We start from the raw sequence: 15,444 nt of genomic DNA on the forward strand, positions 1-15,444 counted from the left end.
TTCATTTTTCGCCCGCCACCTGCCGGCAGATCTCGGCCACGCGCCGGGTTGCCTCAGGTTTGGCCAGGCTGCGCGCCGCGCGCGCCATGTCCTTCAACTGGCCGCGGTCCAGGCCGGCGATCGTTTGCGCCAGGCCCTCCGCGGTCAATGCGTTCTGTTGCACCAGCAACGCCGCACCCTGCTTCGACAGGAAGCTGGCGTTGGTGGTCTGGTGGTCGTCCACCGCGTGCGGGAACGGCACGAACAGCGCGGCCACCCCGGCGGCCGCCACTTCCGAGACCGTCATCGCGCCAGCGCGGCAGATGACCAGGTCGGCGTCGGCGTAGGCCGCCGCCATGTCGTCGATAAATGGCACGGTCTCGCCGGCCACGCCCGCCGCCACGTAGTTGGCGCGCAGCTTGTCGATCTGTTTCGCGCCGGCCTGATGCTTCACCGTCGGCCGGGTGGCCTCGGGCAGCAAGGCCAGCGCCTTCGGCACCACGTCGTTCAGTGCCGCCGCGCCGAGGCTGCCGCCCACCACCAGGATGCGCAGCGGTCCGGTGCGATGGTCGTAGCGAGACGCCGGCTCCGGGATCTCCGCCAGTTCGGCGCGGACCGGGTTGCCGGTCCATTCGCTGTCCGGCAGCGCGTCCGGGAACGCGCACAGCACGCGGTCGGCCACCTTGGCCAGCACCTTGTTGGCCAGCCCGGCGATGGAATTCTGCTCATGCAGCACCAGCGGCCGGCCCAGCAGCGACGCCATCATCCCGGCCGGGAACGTAATGTAGCCGCCCATGCCCAGCACCACGTCGGGCTTCACCCTGCGCAGCGCGCCGATGCTTTGCCAGAACGCGCGCAGCAGGTTCAGCGGCAGCAGCAGCTTGGTCACCAGGCCCTTGCCGCGGAGGCCACCGAACTGGATGTACTCCATCGGGATGTCATGCTTCGGCACCAGCGTGGCTTCCATGCCCGAGCGATTACCCAGCCAGACCACGCGCCAGCCCTCGTCGCGCAGCGCGCGCGCGACCGCCAGCCCCGGGAACACGTGTCCCCCGGTGCCGCCAGCCATGACGAGAAGGGTGCGGTCGGTCATACCTTCCCTCCGCGCATCAACACTCGATTTTCGTAGTCGATCCGCAGGACGATCGCCAGCGCCACGCAGTTCATCAGGATGCCCGAGCCGCCGTAGCTCACCAGCGGCAGCGTCAGTCCCTTGGTGGGCAGCAGGCCCAGGTTCACGCCCATGTTGATGAAGGTCTGCCAGCCGACCCACACGCCGATGCCCTTGGCCACCAGCCCGGCAAACGTGCGGTCGAGCTGCAGCGCGGTGCGGCCGATGTTGAAGCAGCGGCGCACCAGCCAGTAGAACAGCACGATCATCACCAGCACGCCGATAAAGCCGAATTCCTCGCCGATCACCGCCAGGATGAAGTCGGTATGCGCCTCGGGCAGGTAGTGCAGCTTCTCGATGCTGCCGCCCAGGCCCACGCCCGTCCATTCGCCACGGCCGAAGGCGATCAGCGAGTGCGTCAGCTGATACGCCTTGCCCAGCGCGTTGCTCTCTTCCCACGGGTTCAGGTACGCAAAGATCCGCTCGCGGCGCCAGGGCGATGCCGTGATCAGCAGCGCGAACGCGCCCACGGCAACGCCCACCAGGCCCGCGAACAGCTTGCCGTTGATGCCGCCCAGGAACAGGATGCCCATGGCCACGGCCGCGATCACCAGGAACGCGCCCATGTCGGGTTCCAGCAGCAGCAGCATGCCCACCACCACCACCGCCACGCCCATCGGCAGGAAACCCTTGCTGACGGTCTGCATCCATTCCTGCTTGCGCACCGTGTAGTTGGCCGCGTACAGCACCACGGCCAGCTTCATCAGTTCCGACGGCTGGAAGTTCATCACGCCCAGCGGAATCCAGCGCCGCGCGCCATTCACGCCCTTGCCCACGAACGGCACCAGCACCAGCACCAGCAGCACCAGCGCGATGATGAACAGCTTGGGCGCGTACTTGTCCCACACCTTGACCGGCACCTGGAACGCCGCCAGGCCCACCGACAGGCCGATGAACAGCGCGAACGCATGGCGCACCAAAAAGTGCGCCTCGCGGTAGTTGGCGTAGCGCGGCGAGTCGGGCAGCGCGATCGATGCCGAATAGACCATCACCAGGCCGAACGTCAGCAGCACGATGGCCACCCACAGCAGGGGCTGGTCGTACTCCATCATCCGCGAACGGGTTGGCTTGACGCCCGACACCGCGTCGCGCAGGCCACCCCAGGCGTTGCCGATGGTGGCGCCGATGAATCCGCTGCGCTTGACCTGCGAGTCGCTCATGGCATGATCCCCCGGGACAGGGCCAGTTCTTCCACCGCGCCGCGAAACACCTGCGCGCGATGCACGTAATTGCGGAACATGTCGAGGCTGGCACAGGCCGGCGACAGCAATACGACATCGCCCGCTTCGGCCAGGCCCGCCGATTTCTCGACCGCTTTTTCCAGCGTGGCGGCGTCAATGATCTGCGTGCCCGTGGCGGCCAGTGCCTCGCGGATGGCGCCGGCGTCCTTGCCGATCAGCACCACGGCGCGTGCATATTGCGTCACCGGCGCGGCCAGCGGAGAAAAGTCCTGGCCCTTGCCTTCGCCGCCGGCGATCAGCACCACGCGCTTGTCCAGCCCGTTCAGCGCGGCCACGGTGGCCCCCACATTGGTGCCCTTGCTGTCGTCGAAGTACTCGACCTCATCGATGGTCGCCACCCACTCCACGCGGTGCGGCTCGCCGCGATACTCGCGCAGGCCATGCAGCAGCGCGTTCAGCGGCAGGTCGATCGCCCGGCACAGCGCCAGCGCCGCCATGGCGTTGGTGGCGTTGTGCAGGCCACGGATATGCAGCGCATCGGCCGGCATCAGGCGCTTGTGGCGCACCGGCACGGCTTCCGTGACCGCCTCGTCCCTCCTGCGGCGGCGCGGCTTCTGCTCCGGTTCGGCTTCCGTATCGGGCTCGGCCACGATCAGCCACGGCATGCCGCCGTCGCGCAGTACGCCGTAGCTGCCGGCGGTCTCGGGCAGGTCGGTGCCGAAGGTGACCGGCGTCGCGCCCGGACGGGCCATGTCCAGCGTCAGCTTGTCCTGGCGGTTCAGCACCTGTACGCAGCCTTTGCCATCCGGGCCGAAGATGCGGGCCTTGGCGGCGGCATAGGCTTGCATGCTGCCGTGCCAGTCCAGGTGATCCTGCGTGACGTTGAGCACCGTCGCGGCGTGGGGCGCCAGCGAGAACGTGTATTCCAGCTGGAAGCTCGACAGCTCCAGCACCCAGACATCGGGCAGCGTGGCGCTGGCGATGCAGGCCGACAGCTTGTCCAGCGCCGACGGGCTGATATTGCCGGCCACGCCCACGGTCTTGCCCGCGCGCTCGATCAGCCGGCCGGTCAGCGCCGTGGTGGTGGTCTTGCCGTTGGTGCCGGTGATGGCCAGCACGCGCGGCGCGTAGCCCGACGTGGCTTCCAGATAGCCCAGCGCCTGGGCGAACAGTTCGATCTCGCCCCAGACCGGGATGCCGCGCGCCTGGGCCGCATCGAGCAGCGCCTTCGTGCCGGCTTCCAGCGGCGACAGGCCGGGGCTGATCGCCACCAGGCCGATATCGTCGAGCAGGCTTTCGGCGAACGGGCCGCCCACGAACTGCGCCGTGGTCAGCTCGGCCTGCAGGAAGGCAAGGTTGGCGGGCGCCTCGCGTGTGTCGGCCACGCGCACGCGGCAGCCGTTCAGGCCGCACCAGCGTGCCATGGCCAGCCCCGATTCACCGAGGCCAAGTACCAGCACATGAGGTTTCTGCAACACGCCAAACACTTCGATTTCCTGCCTATATATAGAGAGCTTCAGTTTTCGGGAACGCTCAGCGCAGCTTCAGCGTCGACAGGCCAATCAGCACCAGCAGCATCGTGATGATCCAGAACCGCACGGTGACCTGTGTTTCCTTCCAGCCACTCAGTTCGAAGTGGTGGTGCAGCGGCGCCATGCGGAACAGGCGCCGGCCTTCGCCATAGCGTTTCTTCGTGAACTTGAACCACGTGACCTGCAGCATCACCGACAGCGTTTCCACCACGAAGATGCCGCCCATCACGAACAGCACGATTTCCTGGCGCACGATCACGGCGATGGTGCCCAGCGCGCCGCCCAGCGCCAGCGCGCCGACATCGCCCATGAACACCCGCGCCGGGTGCGCGTTGAACCAGAGGAAGGCCAGGCCCGCGCCGGCCATCGCCGAGCAGAAGATGAGCAGTTCGCCGGCGCCCGGGATATGCGGGAACAGCAGGTACTTGCTGTAGACCGCGTTGCCCATCACGTAGGCGAACACGCCCAGGCCGCCGCCGACCAGCACCACGGGCATGATCACCAGGCCGTCCAGCCCGTCGGTCAGGTTCACCGCGTTGCTGGAGCCGACGATCACCAGGTACGTCAGCACGATGAAGCCGGTCACGCCTAGCGGGTAGCTGATTTCCTTGAAGAACGGGACGATCAGGTTCGTCTTGTACGGCACATCGGCGAACATGCCGCCTTCGATCCAGCTCAGGAACAGGCTCCAGACCCGCACGTTGCTGGCCTCGGTCACCGAGAACGCCAGGTACACGGCAGCCACCAGGCCAATCAGCGTCTGCCAGAAGAACTTCTCGCGGCTCGACATGCCGCGCGGGTCGCGATACACCACCTTGCGGTAGTCGTCGACCCAGCCCACGGCGCCGTAGCCCAGCGTCACCAGCAGCACCACCCAGATGAAGCGGTTGCCCCAGTCGCACCAGAGCAGCGTCGACACGCAGATCGAGATCAGCACCAGCACGCCGCCCATGGTGGGCGTGCCGGACTTGACCAGGTGCGTCTGCGGGCCGATGGTACGCACGGCCTGGCCGATCTTCAGTTCGGTCAGGCGACGGATGACCCACGGCCCGAAACCGAGGCCGATCACCAGCGCGGTGAGGTTGGCCATCACCGCGCGGAAGGTCAGGTAGTTAACGACCCGCAGGAAGCTGTAATCGTTTTGCAGCCACTGGGCCAGTGCCAATAACATCGTTCGTCTTTCTTAGTGAGCGGAAGGGGATGCGACCAGCGCATCGACCATCCGTTCCATGCGCATGAAGCGCGATCCCTTCACGAGCACGGCGGCTGCACCAGCCACCACGCCCTCCTTGTCTTCCTTCAGCGCCTGCGCCAGGGCTTCCGCATGGGCAAAATGGCGCGCGCCCGGGCCGTATGCCTGCACGGCATGCGTGGCCAGATCGCCCAGCGCCCACAGCGTCTCGATGCCGCGGTCCCGTGCGTAGGCGCCAATCTCGGCATGGAACGCCGGGCCCTGGTCGCCGACTTCGCCCATGTCGCCCAGCACCAGCACGCGCGGGGCGGCAAACCCGGCCAGCACGTCGATGGCGGCGCGCACGGAATCGGGATTCGCGTTGTAGGTATCGTCGATGACCACCGTGCCGGCCGGCGTGTGCTTGACCTGCAGGCGGCCCTTTACGGCCGAGAAGCCCGCGATGCCGCGCTGGATCGCATCCACCGCCACCCCGGCCGCCAGCGCGCATGCCGTGGCGGCCAGCGCGTTGCGCACGTTATGCGCGCCCAGCAGCTGCAGCCGCAGATCGAAGCTCTGGTTTGGCGCCGTCACGTGCAGCACCTGCGCGCCGTCGTCCAGCTTCACGGTCGCGCGCACATCGGCCGAAGCGTCGGTGCCGAACGCCAGCACGCGGCGGGCGCCCGCCGCCTGGCGCCAGATCGCGGCATGCGCGCCGCCGCTTTCGGCATCCACCGGAAACACCGCCACGCCATCGGCCGGCAGCGCGGCGATGGCGCTGGCGTGCTCGTGGGCCACCGCTTCCACGCTGACCATGAATTCCTGGTGCTCGCGCTGCGCGTTGGTGATCACGGCCACGGTCGGCTGGGCGATGGCGGCCAGGTAGACCGTCTCGCCCGGATGGTTCATGCCCAGTTCCAGCACCGCCAGCTTGTGGTGCGCGCGCAGGCGCAGCACCGTCAGCGGCAGGCCGATATCGTTGTTCAGGTTGCCGCCCGTGGCCAGCCGGTCGTCCTCGCCCACGGCCGCGGCAAAGATCGCCGCGATCATTTCCTTGACCGTGGTCTTGCCGTTGCTGCCGGTGACGGCCACCGTCGGCGGCGTGAACTGGCCGCGCCAGCCGGCACCGAGTTCGCCCAGGCCGATGCGCGTGTCCGGCACGATCAGCGCCGGCACGTCGAGGTCGATGTCGCGGCTCACCAGCACGGCGGCGGCGCCGCGCGCCACCACATCGGCCAGGAAGTCATGGGCGTCGAAGCGGTCGCCCTTGAGCGCCACGAACAGATCGCCCGGCTGTACGGTACGGCTGTCGGTGTGCACGCGCGAAAACGTGCGGGTGGCATCGCCGGAAATACGCGCGCCGGCCATCCAGCCGGCGGCTTGCTGCAAATTCGTCATCTGGTGTCCGTTCATGCCGACACCCCCCGCGTGCCCAGGGTCAGGCGCACATGTTCGCGGTCCGAGAACGGCCGCTTGCGGCCCTGGATCTCCTGCGTGGCTTCATGGCCCTTGCCGGCCACGAGCACCACATCGGCCGGGGCGGCGTGCTTGATTGCGTAAAGAATGGCCGCGGCGCGGTCTTCGATCAGCCGTGCGCGGCTGCGGTCCTGCATGCCGTCGGCGATCTGTTCGAGGATATCGAGCGGATCTTCGCTGCGCGGGTTGTCGCTGGTCAGCACCACGTCGTCGGCCAGGCGTTCGGCCACGCCGCCCATCAGCGGGCGCTTGGTGGCGTCGCGGTCGCCGCCGCAGCCGAATACGCACCAGAGCCGGCCCTGGCGGGCGTCGGCCACCGGGCGCAGCGCGGTCAGCGTCTGCACCAGCGCGTCGGGCGTGTGGGCGTAGTCCACCACGGCCAGCGGCGCCTCATGGCCGCCGAACAGTTCCATGCGGCCATCGACCGGCGTCAGCTGGCGAAGGGCGGCAATCGCGGCATCCCAGGCCACGCCCTGCGCCAGCGCGGCACCCAGCACCGCCAGCAGATTGCTGACGTTGAAGGCGCCGATCATCGGCGTGGTCACGTCGGCGCTGCCGAAGCTGCCATCGACATGGAACGCCGTGCCCGAGGCCGTGGCGCGCACATCGGTGGCGCGCAGCCATTGGCCGCGTGCCGCCGAGGCACCGGCCTTGCCGTCGATGCCATATTCGATCACCTGCGGCGCGCTGACGGCGGCGGCATTGCCGGCCAGCAGGCGGCCGCCCATGGCGTCGTCGCGATTGATCACGGCCGCGCGCAGGCCATCCCACTGGAACAGCAGCGCCTTGGCGGCCTCGTACTCGGCCATCGTGCCGTGGTAGTCGAGGTGATCCTGCGTCAGGTTGGTCAGCACCGCCACGCCAAACCCGGTGCCAGCCACGCGGCCCTGCTCCAGGCCGTGCGACGACACTTCCATGGCGATGGCGCGCGCGCCCGCATCGTTCAGCTCGGCCAGGCTGGCCTGCAGCTGCACGGCATCGGGCGTGGTGAAACCGGTGATGCGCAGTGCATCGGGGAAGCCTGTGCCCAGCGTGCCGATCGTCGCGCACGGCGTGCCGGTGCCCTGCAGCAGGCGCGCCAGCCACTGCGCGCACGATGTCTTGCCGTTGGTCCCCGTGATGCCGGTCACGGCCAGGTTGCGGGCGCCGATGCCGTACCAGCCGGCCGCGATCGGGCCGGCCAGCCAGTGCAGCTGCGACACGGCCAGGTGCGGCACGGCGTCGCCGTGCGGCCAGTCGAAGCCGTCGGCCTCGTAGATCACGGCCGAGGCGCCCGCGGCGATGGCCTTGTCGATATGCGGACGGCCGTCGGTCGCCAGGCGTTCGTTACCCAGCACGTAGGCAAAGAACACGTCGCCCGGCTGCAGGCGGCGCGTGTCGCCGGTCAGCCGGGCACCGGCCGGCGCGTGCGAATGCAGCCAGGCCAGCGTGTTGCTGGCCTGAGTGGACACCTCGAGCGGGAGGAGCGGCTTGGCCGTCATGGCGTGGCGCTCCACGGTGGTTCGCTTTCCTGGACCTTGTCGGTGACCATCAGCTGGCGGATCGGCGAATCGGGCTGGACGTTCAGCGAGCGCAGCGCGCCGCCGGTGATGGCCGAGAAGACCGGGCCCGCCACGGCACCGCCGTAGTGGCTGCCGGCGGTCGGCTCGTCGACGCTGACCGCCACGATCACGCGCGGGTTCGACATCGGCGCCAGGCCGATGAACGACGCGCGGTACTTGCTGCGGTCATAGCCACGGCCAACGTGCTTGTATGCGGTACCGGTCTTGCCGCCCACGCGGTAGCCCATCACCTGGGCCTCCGGTGCGGTGCCGCCCGGAGCGGTCACGGTTTCCAGCATGCCGCGCACTTCACGCGCGATCTGGGGCGTCAGGATGCGTTCGCCGCTGACCGGGCCGTTGGTCTTGAACATCGACACCGGAATCAGCTCGCCGTCGTGGGCGAAGATCGTATAGGCATGCGCCACCTGGAACAGCGACACCGACAGGCCGTAGCCGTAGGACATGGTGGCCTGCTCGATCGGGCGCCAGCTCTTCCAGGGCCGCACGCGGCCAGCCACCGCGCCCGGGAAGCCGATCTTCGGCGCCTGGCCCAGGCCCACGCTGGTGAACATGTCCCACATCTCCTGCGGCTTCATCATCATCGCGATCTTGGTCGTGCCGATGTTGCTCGACTTCTGGATCACGCCGCCCACCGTGAGCGTGCCGTAGTTGTGGGTATCCGAGATCGTGGCGCCTTCGAAGTTGAACTTGCCGGTGGTGACCACCGTCGTGGCCGGCGTCACGCGACCCAGCTGCAGCGCCAGGCCGATGGTGATCGGCTTCATCATCGAGCCGGGCTCGAAGGTGTCGGTCAGCACGCGGTTGCGCAGCTGTTCGCCCGACAGGCGGCTGCGGTCGTTCGGGTTGTAGGTGGGCCAGTTGGCCAGCGCCAGCACCTCGCCGGTCTGGGCGTCCAGCACCACGGCGCTGGCGGCCTTGGCCTTGTTGCGCTCCACCACGGCCTTGACCTCGTTGTAGGCCAGGTACTGGATCTTGGCGTCGATCGACAACTGCATGTCCTGGCCGTCGCGCGGCGTCTTCAGGATGCCGACGTCTTCCACCACGCGGCCCAGGCGGTCCTTGATCACCTGGCGCGCACCGGGGCTGCCGGCCAGCACGCTTTCGCGCGCCAGTTCCACGCCTTCCTGGCCCTTGTCCTCGACGTTGGTAAAGCCGACGATGTGCGCCATCGCCTCGCCTTCCGGGTAGAAACGCTTGTACTCGCGGGTCTGGTGCACGCCTTCGATCTTGAGCGCCGCGATCTTGTCGGCGGCGTCGGGCAGCACCTGGCGCTTCAGGTAGACAAAGCTCTTGTCTTCATTGAACTTGGCGCGCAGGTCCTTCTCGGACATGTCCAGCAGCCTGGCCAGCTGGCGCATGCGCTGGGGATCGAGATCGGGCACGTCTTCGGGCACGGCCCAGATCGCCTTGACCGGCAGGCTGGTGGCCAGCACCAGGCCGTTGCGGTCCAGGATCTTGCCGCGCGTGGCGGGCAGTTCCAGCGTGCGCTGGAAACGCTTCTTGCCCTCCATCTCGTAGAACTGGTTGCCAGGGCCCTGGATCCACATCGCCCGCGCGGCCAGTGCCACGAACGCGGCGAACATCAGGAACACCACGAACTTCGAGCGCCACATCGGCAGGCGCAGGCCCAGCACCGGACTGGCCGAGAACTGGCCGGTGCGCGGGCGCGCGGCCTCGCCACGCGGCTTGTTGCCGGCGCGGGCGCGGTTCAGGCTCGGGCGGGCCAGGCTCATTTGGCGGGTCCCCCGGCGGGTTGCTGGGCATCGGGCGGGGTGTCAGGCAGCACCACGCCCTGCAGGTATTGGGTACGGCCGGCCATGGCCGGCGCCATCTTCAACTGCGCACGTGCCGAATCGGCAATGCGCGCGCTCTTGCTGAGCGAACTCTGCTGGTACTGCAGGCGCGACCAGTCGATGTCGAGCTGCTTTTCCTCGGTCTGCGCGCGCTCCAGCGCCACGAACAGCGTGCGGGCCTGGTGCTGGGCGCTCACCAGCGACAGCGCGCACAGCATCAGCGCGGCAAGCAGGAAGAAGGTCAGGCGGTTCATGCCGGCTGGCCTCCGAGCTTTTCGGCCACGCGCATCACGGCCGAGCGCGCGCGCGGGTTATCGGCCACTTCCTGGGCGCCGGGCTTGAAGCGGCCCAGCAGCTTCATGGTCGGCTGGGGCAGGTCCGCGGCACGCAGCGGCGCGCGGCGCAGTGCCGGGTCCGCGTCGCGGTCCGGATGGGCGTGCGCCTGCATGAACCGCTTGACGATGCGGTCCTCGAGCGAGTGAAAGCTGATCACCACGAGGCGGCCTCCGACCTGCAGCAGCTCGTACGCAGCCTTCAGGCCTCTTTCGAGGTCCGCAAGCTCTTGATTGACGTGAATCCGTAGAGCTTGAAAGGTGCGGGTCGCAGGGTCCTGACCCTTCTCGCGTGTCTTGACGGTTTTCGCCACGAGCGCGGCAAGCTCTGAAGTAGTGGCGACAGGTCCGCCATCGCCGGGTTCGCTCCGGCGAGCAACAATCGCCTTTGCAATCTGTACAGCAAACCGTTCTTCCCCATAGTCTCGTATCACCCTGGCAATGTCCTGCTCGTCCGCCTGTGCAAGCCATTCGGCTGCAGTGACGCCGCGCGTGGTGTCCATGCGCATGTCCAGCGGGCCCTCGAAACGAAAGGAAAATCCCCTCGCCGCCTCGTCGATCTGGGGCGAGCTGATGCCCAGGTCGAGCAGCACGCCAGCCACGGGCGGGCGCCCGGCCAGCCGGTCGCCCATCTCCGCAAAGCTCGCGTGCTCAATGGAGAAGCGGGCATCCTCGATGGTGCCCGCTTCTGCGATTGCTGCCGGATCCTTGTCGAATGCGACGAGGCTGCCGGCCGGCCCCAGCCGCGCCAGCACGGCACGGCTGTGACCGCCTCTTCCGAAGGTGCCGTCCACGTAGGCGCCGTCGGGCCGCCAGACGAGCGCGTCGACGGCCTCGTCCAGCAACACGGTGCGATGGCGCAGGGCGGTGGTCCCCGGCGTTTCGGTAGGGGTCATGACCTCTTCAGAAAGAGAAATTCTTCAATGCGTCCGGCATGCCTTGCGCCATCGCCGCCTGTTCCTTGGCGGCGTAGGTGGCGGCATCCCAGACTTCGAAATGGCTGCCCATGCCGAGCAGCATCACTTCCTTGTCGAGCATGGCGGCAGTGCGCAGTTCCGGTGCAATCAGCACGCGGCCCGCGCCGTCCATTTCCACGTCGGCGGCGTTACCAAGGAAGATCCGCTTCCACCAGTGGGCATCCATGGGCAGCGCCGCGATGCGGCCGCGGAAAACCTCCCACTCGGGCCTGGGAAAGAGCAGCAGGCAGCCATCCGGGTGCTTGGTCAGCGTCACCCGGCCCTCGGCCTGCGTTTGCAGCGCCTCGCGGTGCCTGGCCGGAATGGACATCCGGCCCTTGGCATCGAGCGACAGCGCCGATGCTCCCTGAAACAAGCTCTTTCCCCCGGTAACCGCCGGCTATTTCAGCCTTTGGCAGGTCGATTCGTCCTTGTCCGCAACCGCCCGGTCCGATGCGAATCATCGCAGAGACAAGGCGGTATTTCACACAAAAATACACTTCCTCACACTATTTCCCACTTTAGAGGAAGCGTTTTGGCCGGTCAAGGCTCGCTATGGGGCAAAAAACAGGGTTTTTTTAATTAGAACAAAGACTTAGCGCGCCAACTTCACGCACCGCAACAGTGAATCCTTAATGAAATGAAGCACTTGGGGAAGAAAGCAGAGAAACCACCTGAGAACTATCTGAGGGAGGACTGCTGACGGCGAGAATCGCATCCGGTTGCGCGCCGTCGGGAAGGATACAACGTTTTGCCGCCAGCCCCGCCCGACCAAGGGCTCACGGCAGTTTTCCACAGCCGTGCGAGGCAGCGTTCAGATGCCGGCTGAAAATGAAAATGGCAACGATGCGTACACGCCCGTCGCCATTTGCCATACGCCCCGGTTGTCGCGGCTAGATGCGATAGGCCGTGGTGGTCATGATCTTCGAGGCCGCGCGCATCAGGGCACGCACCGGGCCGGGCAGCGGCACGCCGCCGGCGTCGCGGGCGGCATCGCCATGGCGGATCTCGTCGTCGCGCATCTGTTCCAGGATGGCTCGCGAGCGGCCGTCAGCGGCCGGCAGGCGGTCCAGATGCCCGGTCAGGTGATGCTCGACCTGGCGTTCGGTCTCGGCCACGAAGCCCAGGCTGACGCGGTCGCCCGCCCGGCCCGCGACGACGCCGATGGCAAACGCGCCGGCATACCAGAGCGGATTGAGCAGGCTCGGCCGCGAACCGAGTTCGCGCAGACGCTCGGCGCACCATGCCAGGTGATCTTCCTCTTCGCGCGCGGCGGCATCCATCTGCGCGCGCACCGGCGCGCTGCGGGCCGTGAGCTTCTGCGCCTGGTACAGGGCCTGCGCACAGACTTCGCCCACATGGTTGATGCGCATGAGCCCGGCCACGTGGCGGCGCTCCTCTGCACTCATCTGTTCCGTATCGGGCGTCAGGCGGTCTGCGGGATTGTCGCGGCCCGCGCGGGTCGCACCGGCAATCGCGCGCAGCGCGACATCGAATTCGTGGATCAACGTGTCCATGGGTGTCAATGGAAGGTCTGCGGCCGCCATACGCGCGTGCCCCACTGATGGGTAGAGCTTTTCCTCGATGGCGCACCGGGATTTCCCGCATTGTACCCGCGGGATTTTGTGCAGGTTTGCGCATCGACATGTCCCCGCGCGGTTTCGCTAAGCCTGGGTCCCGGATAACCCTGAGTTGTGAAAACCAGACAAGACGTTTACCACAGGGTCAAAAAAATAGTGATTTTGCTAGAGTGATCGGCAGCTTCCATGGAAGTCAAGCACGGAAGGATGAAGAGGGCTGACAGGAGGTCCTTCCGCATAGCTTCAACTAATAATTCTTAAGTGGAGATCACCCAGCATGAAAAAATCGCTACTCGCGCTTGCCGCGATGAGCGCTTTTGCCACGGCTGCAAATGCGCAAACCAGCGTGACCCTGTACGGCGTTGTCGACCTGCCTATCGAATACAACAACAACCTGGCACCCGGCTTCAACACCAATCCCGCAACGTGGGGGCCGAATGGCCGCCCGCCTTCGCTGCCCGGTGGCGGCAGCCGTGTCGGCCTGCAGACCGGCGGCGGCCTGTCCGGCTCGCGCTGGGGTCTGCGTGGCACTGAAGACCTGGGCGGCGGCCTGAAGGCACTGTTCGTGCTGGAAAGCGGCTTCGGCCTCGACGACGGCAGGTCGCAGCAAGGCGGCCGCCTGTTCGGTCGTCAGGCATTCCTGGGTCTGCAGAGCGACAGCTACGGCCGTCTGACCATGGGTCGTCAGTACACGACCATGTTCGACATGTTCGCGAACTTCTCGCCGACCGGCTACGCGACGATTTACGAACCGGTGGTGGCCCAGCTGGGCACCAACTTCCGTTCGGACAACACCGTCAAGTACACGGCCGTGTTCGGCCCGGTCACCGCCGAGGCGCACTGGAGCTTTGGCACGGGCGTGGCCGCGATCGGTCCGGTACCGCTGGCCGCCGCGGGCGCGGGCGAAACCCCGGGCAACTTCAACAACAACGCGGGCGGCGGCGCCGGCGTGCTGTACATGAGCGGCCCGCTGGGCCTGACGCTGGCGTACGACGAATGGCGTCCGACGATCACGATCGGCCAGCCGGGCCGTTCGCGCAAGGTGGGTGCCGCCGGCAGCTACACGGTCGGACCGGCCAAGCTGATGGCGGGCTACCGCTACGGCCGCACGACCGACAACACGGGCGCCGAACTGCTGCGCGACAATTACTACTGGTTCGGTGTGAACTACCAGGTATCGGCCCCGCTGGGCCTGACGCTGGCGTATTTCTACGACGACGTGAAGACGATGCGCGCATCGTCGGCGTTCGTGGCGGACAACCCGAAGAACCCGTGGCAGATCAGCTTCGTGGCCGACTACAACTTCTCGAAGCGCACCGACGTCTACCTGACGGCCGGCTACGTGAAGAACTCGGGCCTGAACTTCGACACCTCGGCCGTCAGCTTTGCCAACGGCTACCCGCTGCAGCAGGGCAAGACCAGCCAGGTTGGCGTGGCCCTGGGTATCCGCCACAAGTTCTGATCCGCTTCACGGCGGTTCGGCATTGTTCCTTTCTTCAAGGCGCCTTCGGGCGCCTTTTTTGCGTCTGGCGGACGCCTTTTCCCTTCCCCCGGCACAAATGTCTCAACGGGTTTCACCTCATCCGCGAAGTGGCGCGGACCCGACTAGAATGGCCTGCAGACCGGAACACCCGGCCGCCTCACCTGGAGACATTGCCATGCATCCACCTCGCCGGCGCACCCTCGCCCTGCTCCTGTCGGTTGCCCTGGGCCCGCTGGCCGCGGCCCCGGCGCTCGCCAACGACGCCTACCCGACCCGGCCGATCCGGCTGGTCGTGCCCTTCCCGGCCGGCGGCACCACGGACATCATGGCGCGCGCGGTGTCGGCAGAGCTGTCGAAGCTGCCGGGCTGGAACGTGGTGGTCGACAACAAACCCGGCGCGGGCGGCAATATCGGCTCGGACATCGTGGCCAAGTCGGCCCCCGACGGCTACACGCTGCTGATGGGTACGGTCGGCACGCACGGCATCAATCAGTCGCTCTACGGCAAGCTGCCGTTCGACCCGATCAAGGACTTCGCGCCGATCACGCTGGTGGCCGCGGTGCCCAACGTGCTGGTGGTCAATCCCGCCTTCGCCCAGCAGAACAAGATCCAAAGCGTCAACGACCTGATCGCCTACGCGCGCGCCAATCCGGGCAAGCTCAACATGGCGTCGAGCGGCAATGGCACGTCGATCCACCTGGCCGGCGAGCTGTTCAAGACGCAGACCAAGACCTTCATGGTCCATTTTCCGTACCGCGGCAGCGGCCCGGCCCTGACCGACCTGTCCGGCGGCACCATGCAGGTGATGTTCGACAACCTGCCGTCGTCGATGCAGCTGATCAAGTCGGGCAAGCTCAAGGCGCTGGCCGTGACCAGCGCCAAGCCGTCGCCGGCGCTGCCCGGCGTGCCCACCGTGGCGCAGGCGGCCAACCTGCCGGGCTTCGAGGCCAGCTCGTGGTTTGGCCTGCTGGCGCCGGCCGGGACGCCGCCGGAGATCATCCATCGCATCCAGCAGGAAGTGGCCAGGAGTCTGAACACGCCGGCCGTGCGTGAACGGCTGATGGCCCAGGGCGCCGATCCGGTGGGCAACACGCCCGAGCAGTTCGCCGCGCTGATCCGCTCCGAGACCACCAAGTGGGCCAAGGTCGTCAAGGATTCGGGCGCCAAGGTGGATTGACGTCTCCAGCCACCGGCATGGCGGCGATACGGGGAACGCCGGGCAGCGCAT

13 protein-coding genes are annotated in these 15,444 nt (G+C 67.2%); 2 read left to right on the plus strand and 11 right to left on the minus strand.

The genetic code is table 11. The annotated features are described in order from the left end of the window. Position 1: 1 nt before the first annotated feature. The 11 genes from murG to coq7 all read right to left on the minus strand — a co-directional run bounded on the left by murG (position 2) and on the right by coq7 (position 12,670). The gene (gene murG / locus AC3FJ6_RS21035; protein WP_488773577.1) at positions 2 to 1,072 is read right to left on the minus strand and encodes an undecaprenyldiphospho-muramoylpentapeptide beta-N-acetylglucosaminyltransferase; all 1,071 of its coding nucleotides are present in this window, start codon (positions 1,070 to 1,072) and stop codon (positions 2 to 4) included. Beyond that, on the minus strand, positions 1,069 to 2,310 hold the full coding sequence (gene ftsW / locus AC3FJ6_RS21040; protein WP_092601237.1) for a putative lipid II flippase FtsW: 1,242 nt from the start codon (positions 2,308 to 2,310) through the stop codon (positions 1,069 to 1,071). The genes murG and ftsW overlap by 4 nt, the downstream gene beginning before the upstream one ends. Further along, positions 2,307 to 3,818, minus strand: a complete 1,512-nt coding sequence (murD, locus tag AC3FJ6_RS21045; protein WP_488773578.1) for a UDP-N-acetylmuramoyl-L-alanine--D-glutamate ligase — start codon at positions 3,816 to 3,818, stop codon at positions 2,307 to 2,309. Before murD ends, ftsW begins: the two co-directional genes overlap by 4 nt. 46 nt (positions 3,819 to 3,864) lie before the next feature. Then, positions 3,865 to 5,034, minus strand: coding sequence for a phospho-N-acetylmuramoyl-pentapeptide-transferase (gene mraY / locus AC3FJ6_RS21050; protein ID WP_066732432.1), 1,170 nt, complete (start codon positions 5,032 to 5,034; stop codon positions 3,865 to 3,867). A 12-nt stretch (positions 5,035 to 5,046) separates the two neighbouring features. Continuing rightward, on the minus strand, positions 5,047 to 6,447 hold the full coding sequence (locus AC3FJ6_RS21055; RefSeq protein ID WP_488773579.1) for a UDP-N-acetylmuramoyl-tripeptide--D-alanyl-D-alanine ligase: 1,401 nt from the start codon (positions 6,445 to 6,447) through the stop codon (positions 5,047 to 5,049). Further along, entirely contained in the window at positions 6,444 to 7,991 is a 1,548-nt protein-coding gene (locus AC3FJ6_RS21060) for a UDP-N-acetylmuramoyl-L-alanyl-D-glutamate--2,6-diaminopimelate ligase (RefSeq protein ID WP_488773580.1), read from the minus strand. Before AC3FJ6_RS21060 ends, AC3FJ6_RS21055 begins: the two co-directional genes overlap by 4 nt. Next, positions 7,988 to 9,805, minus strand: coding sequence for a peptidoglycan D,D-transpeptidase FtsI family protein (locus AC3FJ6_RS21065; RefSeq protein WP_488773581.1), 1,818 nt, complete (start codon positions 9,803 to 9,805; stop codon positions 7,988 to 7,990). Before AC3FJ6_RS21065 ends, AC3FJ6_RS21060 begins: the two co-directional genes overlap by 4 nt. After that, a complete protein-coding gene (gene ftsL, locus AC3FJ6_RS21070) occupies positions 9,802 to 10,119 on the minus strand; it encodes a cell division protein FtsL (RefSeq protein ID WP_092601229.1) in 318 nt (105 codons plus the stop codon). Before ftsL ends, AC3FJ6_RS21065 begins: the two co-directional genes overlap by 4 nt. Beyond that, entirely contained in the window at positions 10,116 to 11,093 is a 978-nt protein-coding gene (gene rsmH / locus AC3FJ6_RS21075) for a 16S rRNA (cytosine(1402)-N(4))-methyltransferase RsmH (protein ID WP_488773582.1), read from the minus strand. Before rsmH ends, ftsL begins: the two co-directional genes overlap by 4 nt. A gap of 7 nt (positions 11,094 to 11,100) precedes the next feature. Next, on the minus strand, positions 11,101 to 11,529 hold the full coding sequence (gene mraZ, locus AC3FJ6_RS21080; protein ID WP_092601225.1) for a division/cell wall cluster transcriptional repressor MraZ: 429 nt from the start codon (positions 11,527 to 11,529) through the stop codon (positions 11,101 to 11,103). A gap of 517 nt (positions 11,530 to 12,046) precedes the next feature. Then, positions 12,047 to 12,670, minus strand: coding sequence for a 2-polyprenyl-3-methyl-6-methoxy-1,4-benzoquinone monooxygenase (gene coq7 / locus AC3FJ6_RS21085; protein WP_488773583.1), 624 nt, complete (start codon positions 12,668 to 12,670; stop codon positions 12,047 to 12,049). 340 nt (positions 12,671 to 13,010) lie between these two features. On the opposite strand from coq7, the gene AC3FJ6_RS21090 reads away from it, so the two are divergent. After that, positions 13,011 to 14,195, plus strand: coding sequence for a porin (locus AC3FJ6_RS21090; RefSeq protein ID WP_488773584.1), 1,185 nt, complete (start codon positions 13,011 to 13,013; stop codon positions 14,193 to 14,195). Positions 14,196 to 14,391: 196 nt separating this feature from the next. Continuing rightward, positions 14,392 to 15,393, plus strand: coding sequence for a Bug family tripartite tricarboxylate transporter substrate binding protein (locus tag AC3FJ6_RS21095; RefSeq protein WP_400391216.1), 1,002 nt, complete (start codon positions 14,392 to 14,394; stop codon positions 15,391 to 15,393). Positions 15,394 to 15,444: the final 51 nt, after the last annotated feature.

This window comes from Cupriavidus sp. 94F1 (genome assembly GCF_057798875.1).

Bases quoted from the DNA above. Each gene is read 5' to 3' on its own strand.
- AC3FJ6_RS21055 (WP_488773579.1), bottom strand. From the start codon at position 6,447: ATGAACGGACACCAGATGACGAATTTGCAGCAAGCCGCCGGCTGGATG.
- coq7 (WP_488773583.1), bottom strand. From the start codon at position 12,670: ATGGACACGTTGATCCACGAATTCGATGTCGCGCTGCGCGCGATTGCC.
- mraY (WP_066732432.1), bottom strand. From the start codon at position 5,034: ATGTTATTGGCACTGGCCCAGTGGCTGCAAAACGATTACAGCTTCCTG.
- ftsL (WP_092601229.1), bottom strand. From the start codon at position 10,119: ATGAACCGCCTGACCTTCTTCCTGCTTGCCGCGCTGATGCTGTGCGCG.
- AC3FJ6_RS21060 (WP_488773580.1), bottom strand. From the start codon at position 7,991: ATGACGGCCAAGCCGCTCCTCCCGCTCGAGGTGTCCACTCAGGCCAGC.
- AC3FJ6_RS21090 (WP_488773584.1), top strand. From the start codon at position 13,011: ATGAAAAAATCGCTACTCGCGCTTGCCGCGATGAGCGCTTTTGCCACG.
- ftsW (WP_092601237.1), bottom strand. From the start codon at position 2,310: ATGAGCGACTCGCAGGTCAAGCGCAGCGGATTCATCGGCGCCACCATC.
- rsmH (WP_488773582.1), bottom strand. From the start codon at position 11,093: ATGACCCCTACCGAAACGCCGGGGACCACCGCCCTGCGCCATCGCACC.
- murG (WP_488773577.1), bottom strand. From the start codon at position 1,072: ATGACCGACCGCACCCTTCTCGTCATGGCTGGCGGCACCGGGGGACAC.
- AC3FJ6_RS21065 (WP_488773581.1), bottom strand. From the start codon at position 9,805: ATGAGCCTGGCCCGCCCGAGCCTGAACCGCGCCCGCGCCGGCAACAAG.
- AC3FJ6_RS21095 (WP_400391216.1), top strand. From the start codon at position 14,392: ATGCATCCACCTCGCCGGCGCACCCTCGCCCTGCTCCTGTCGGTTGCC.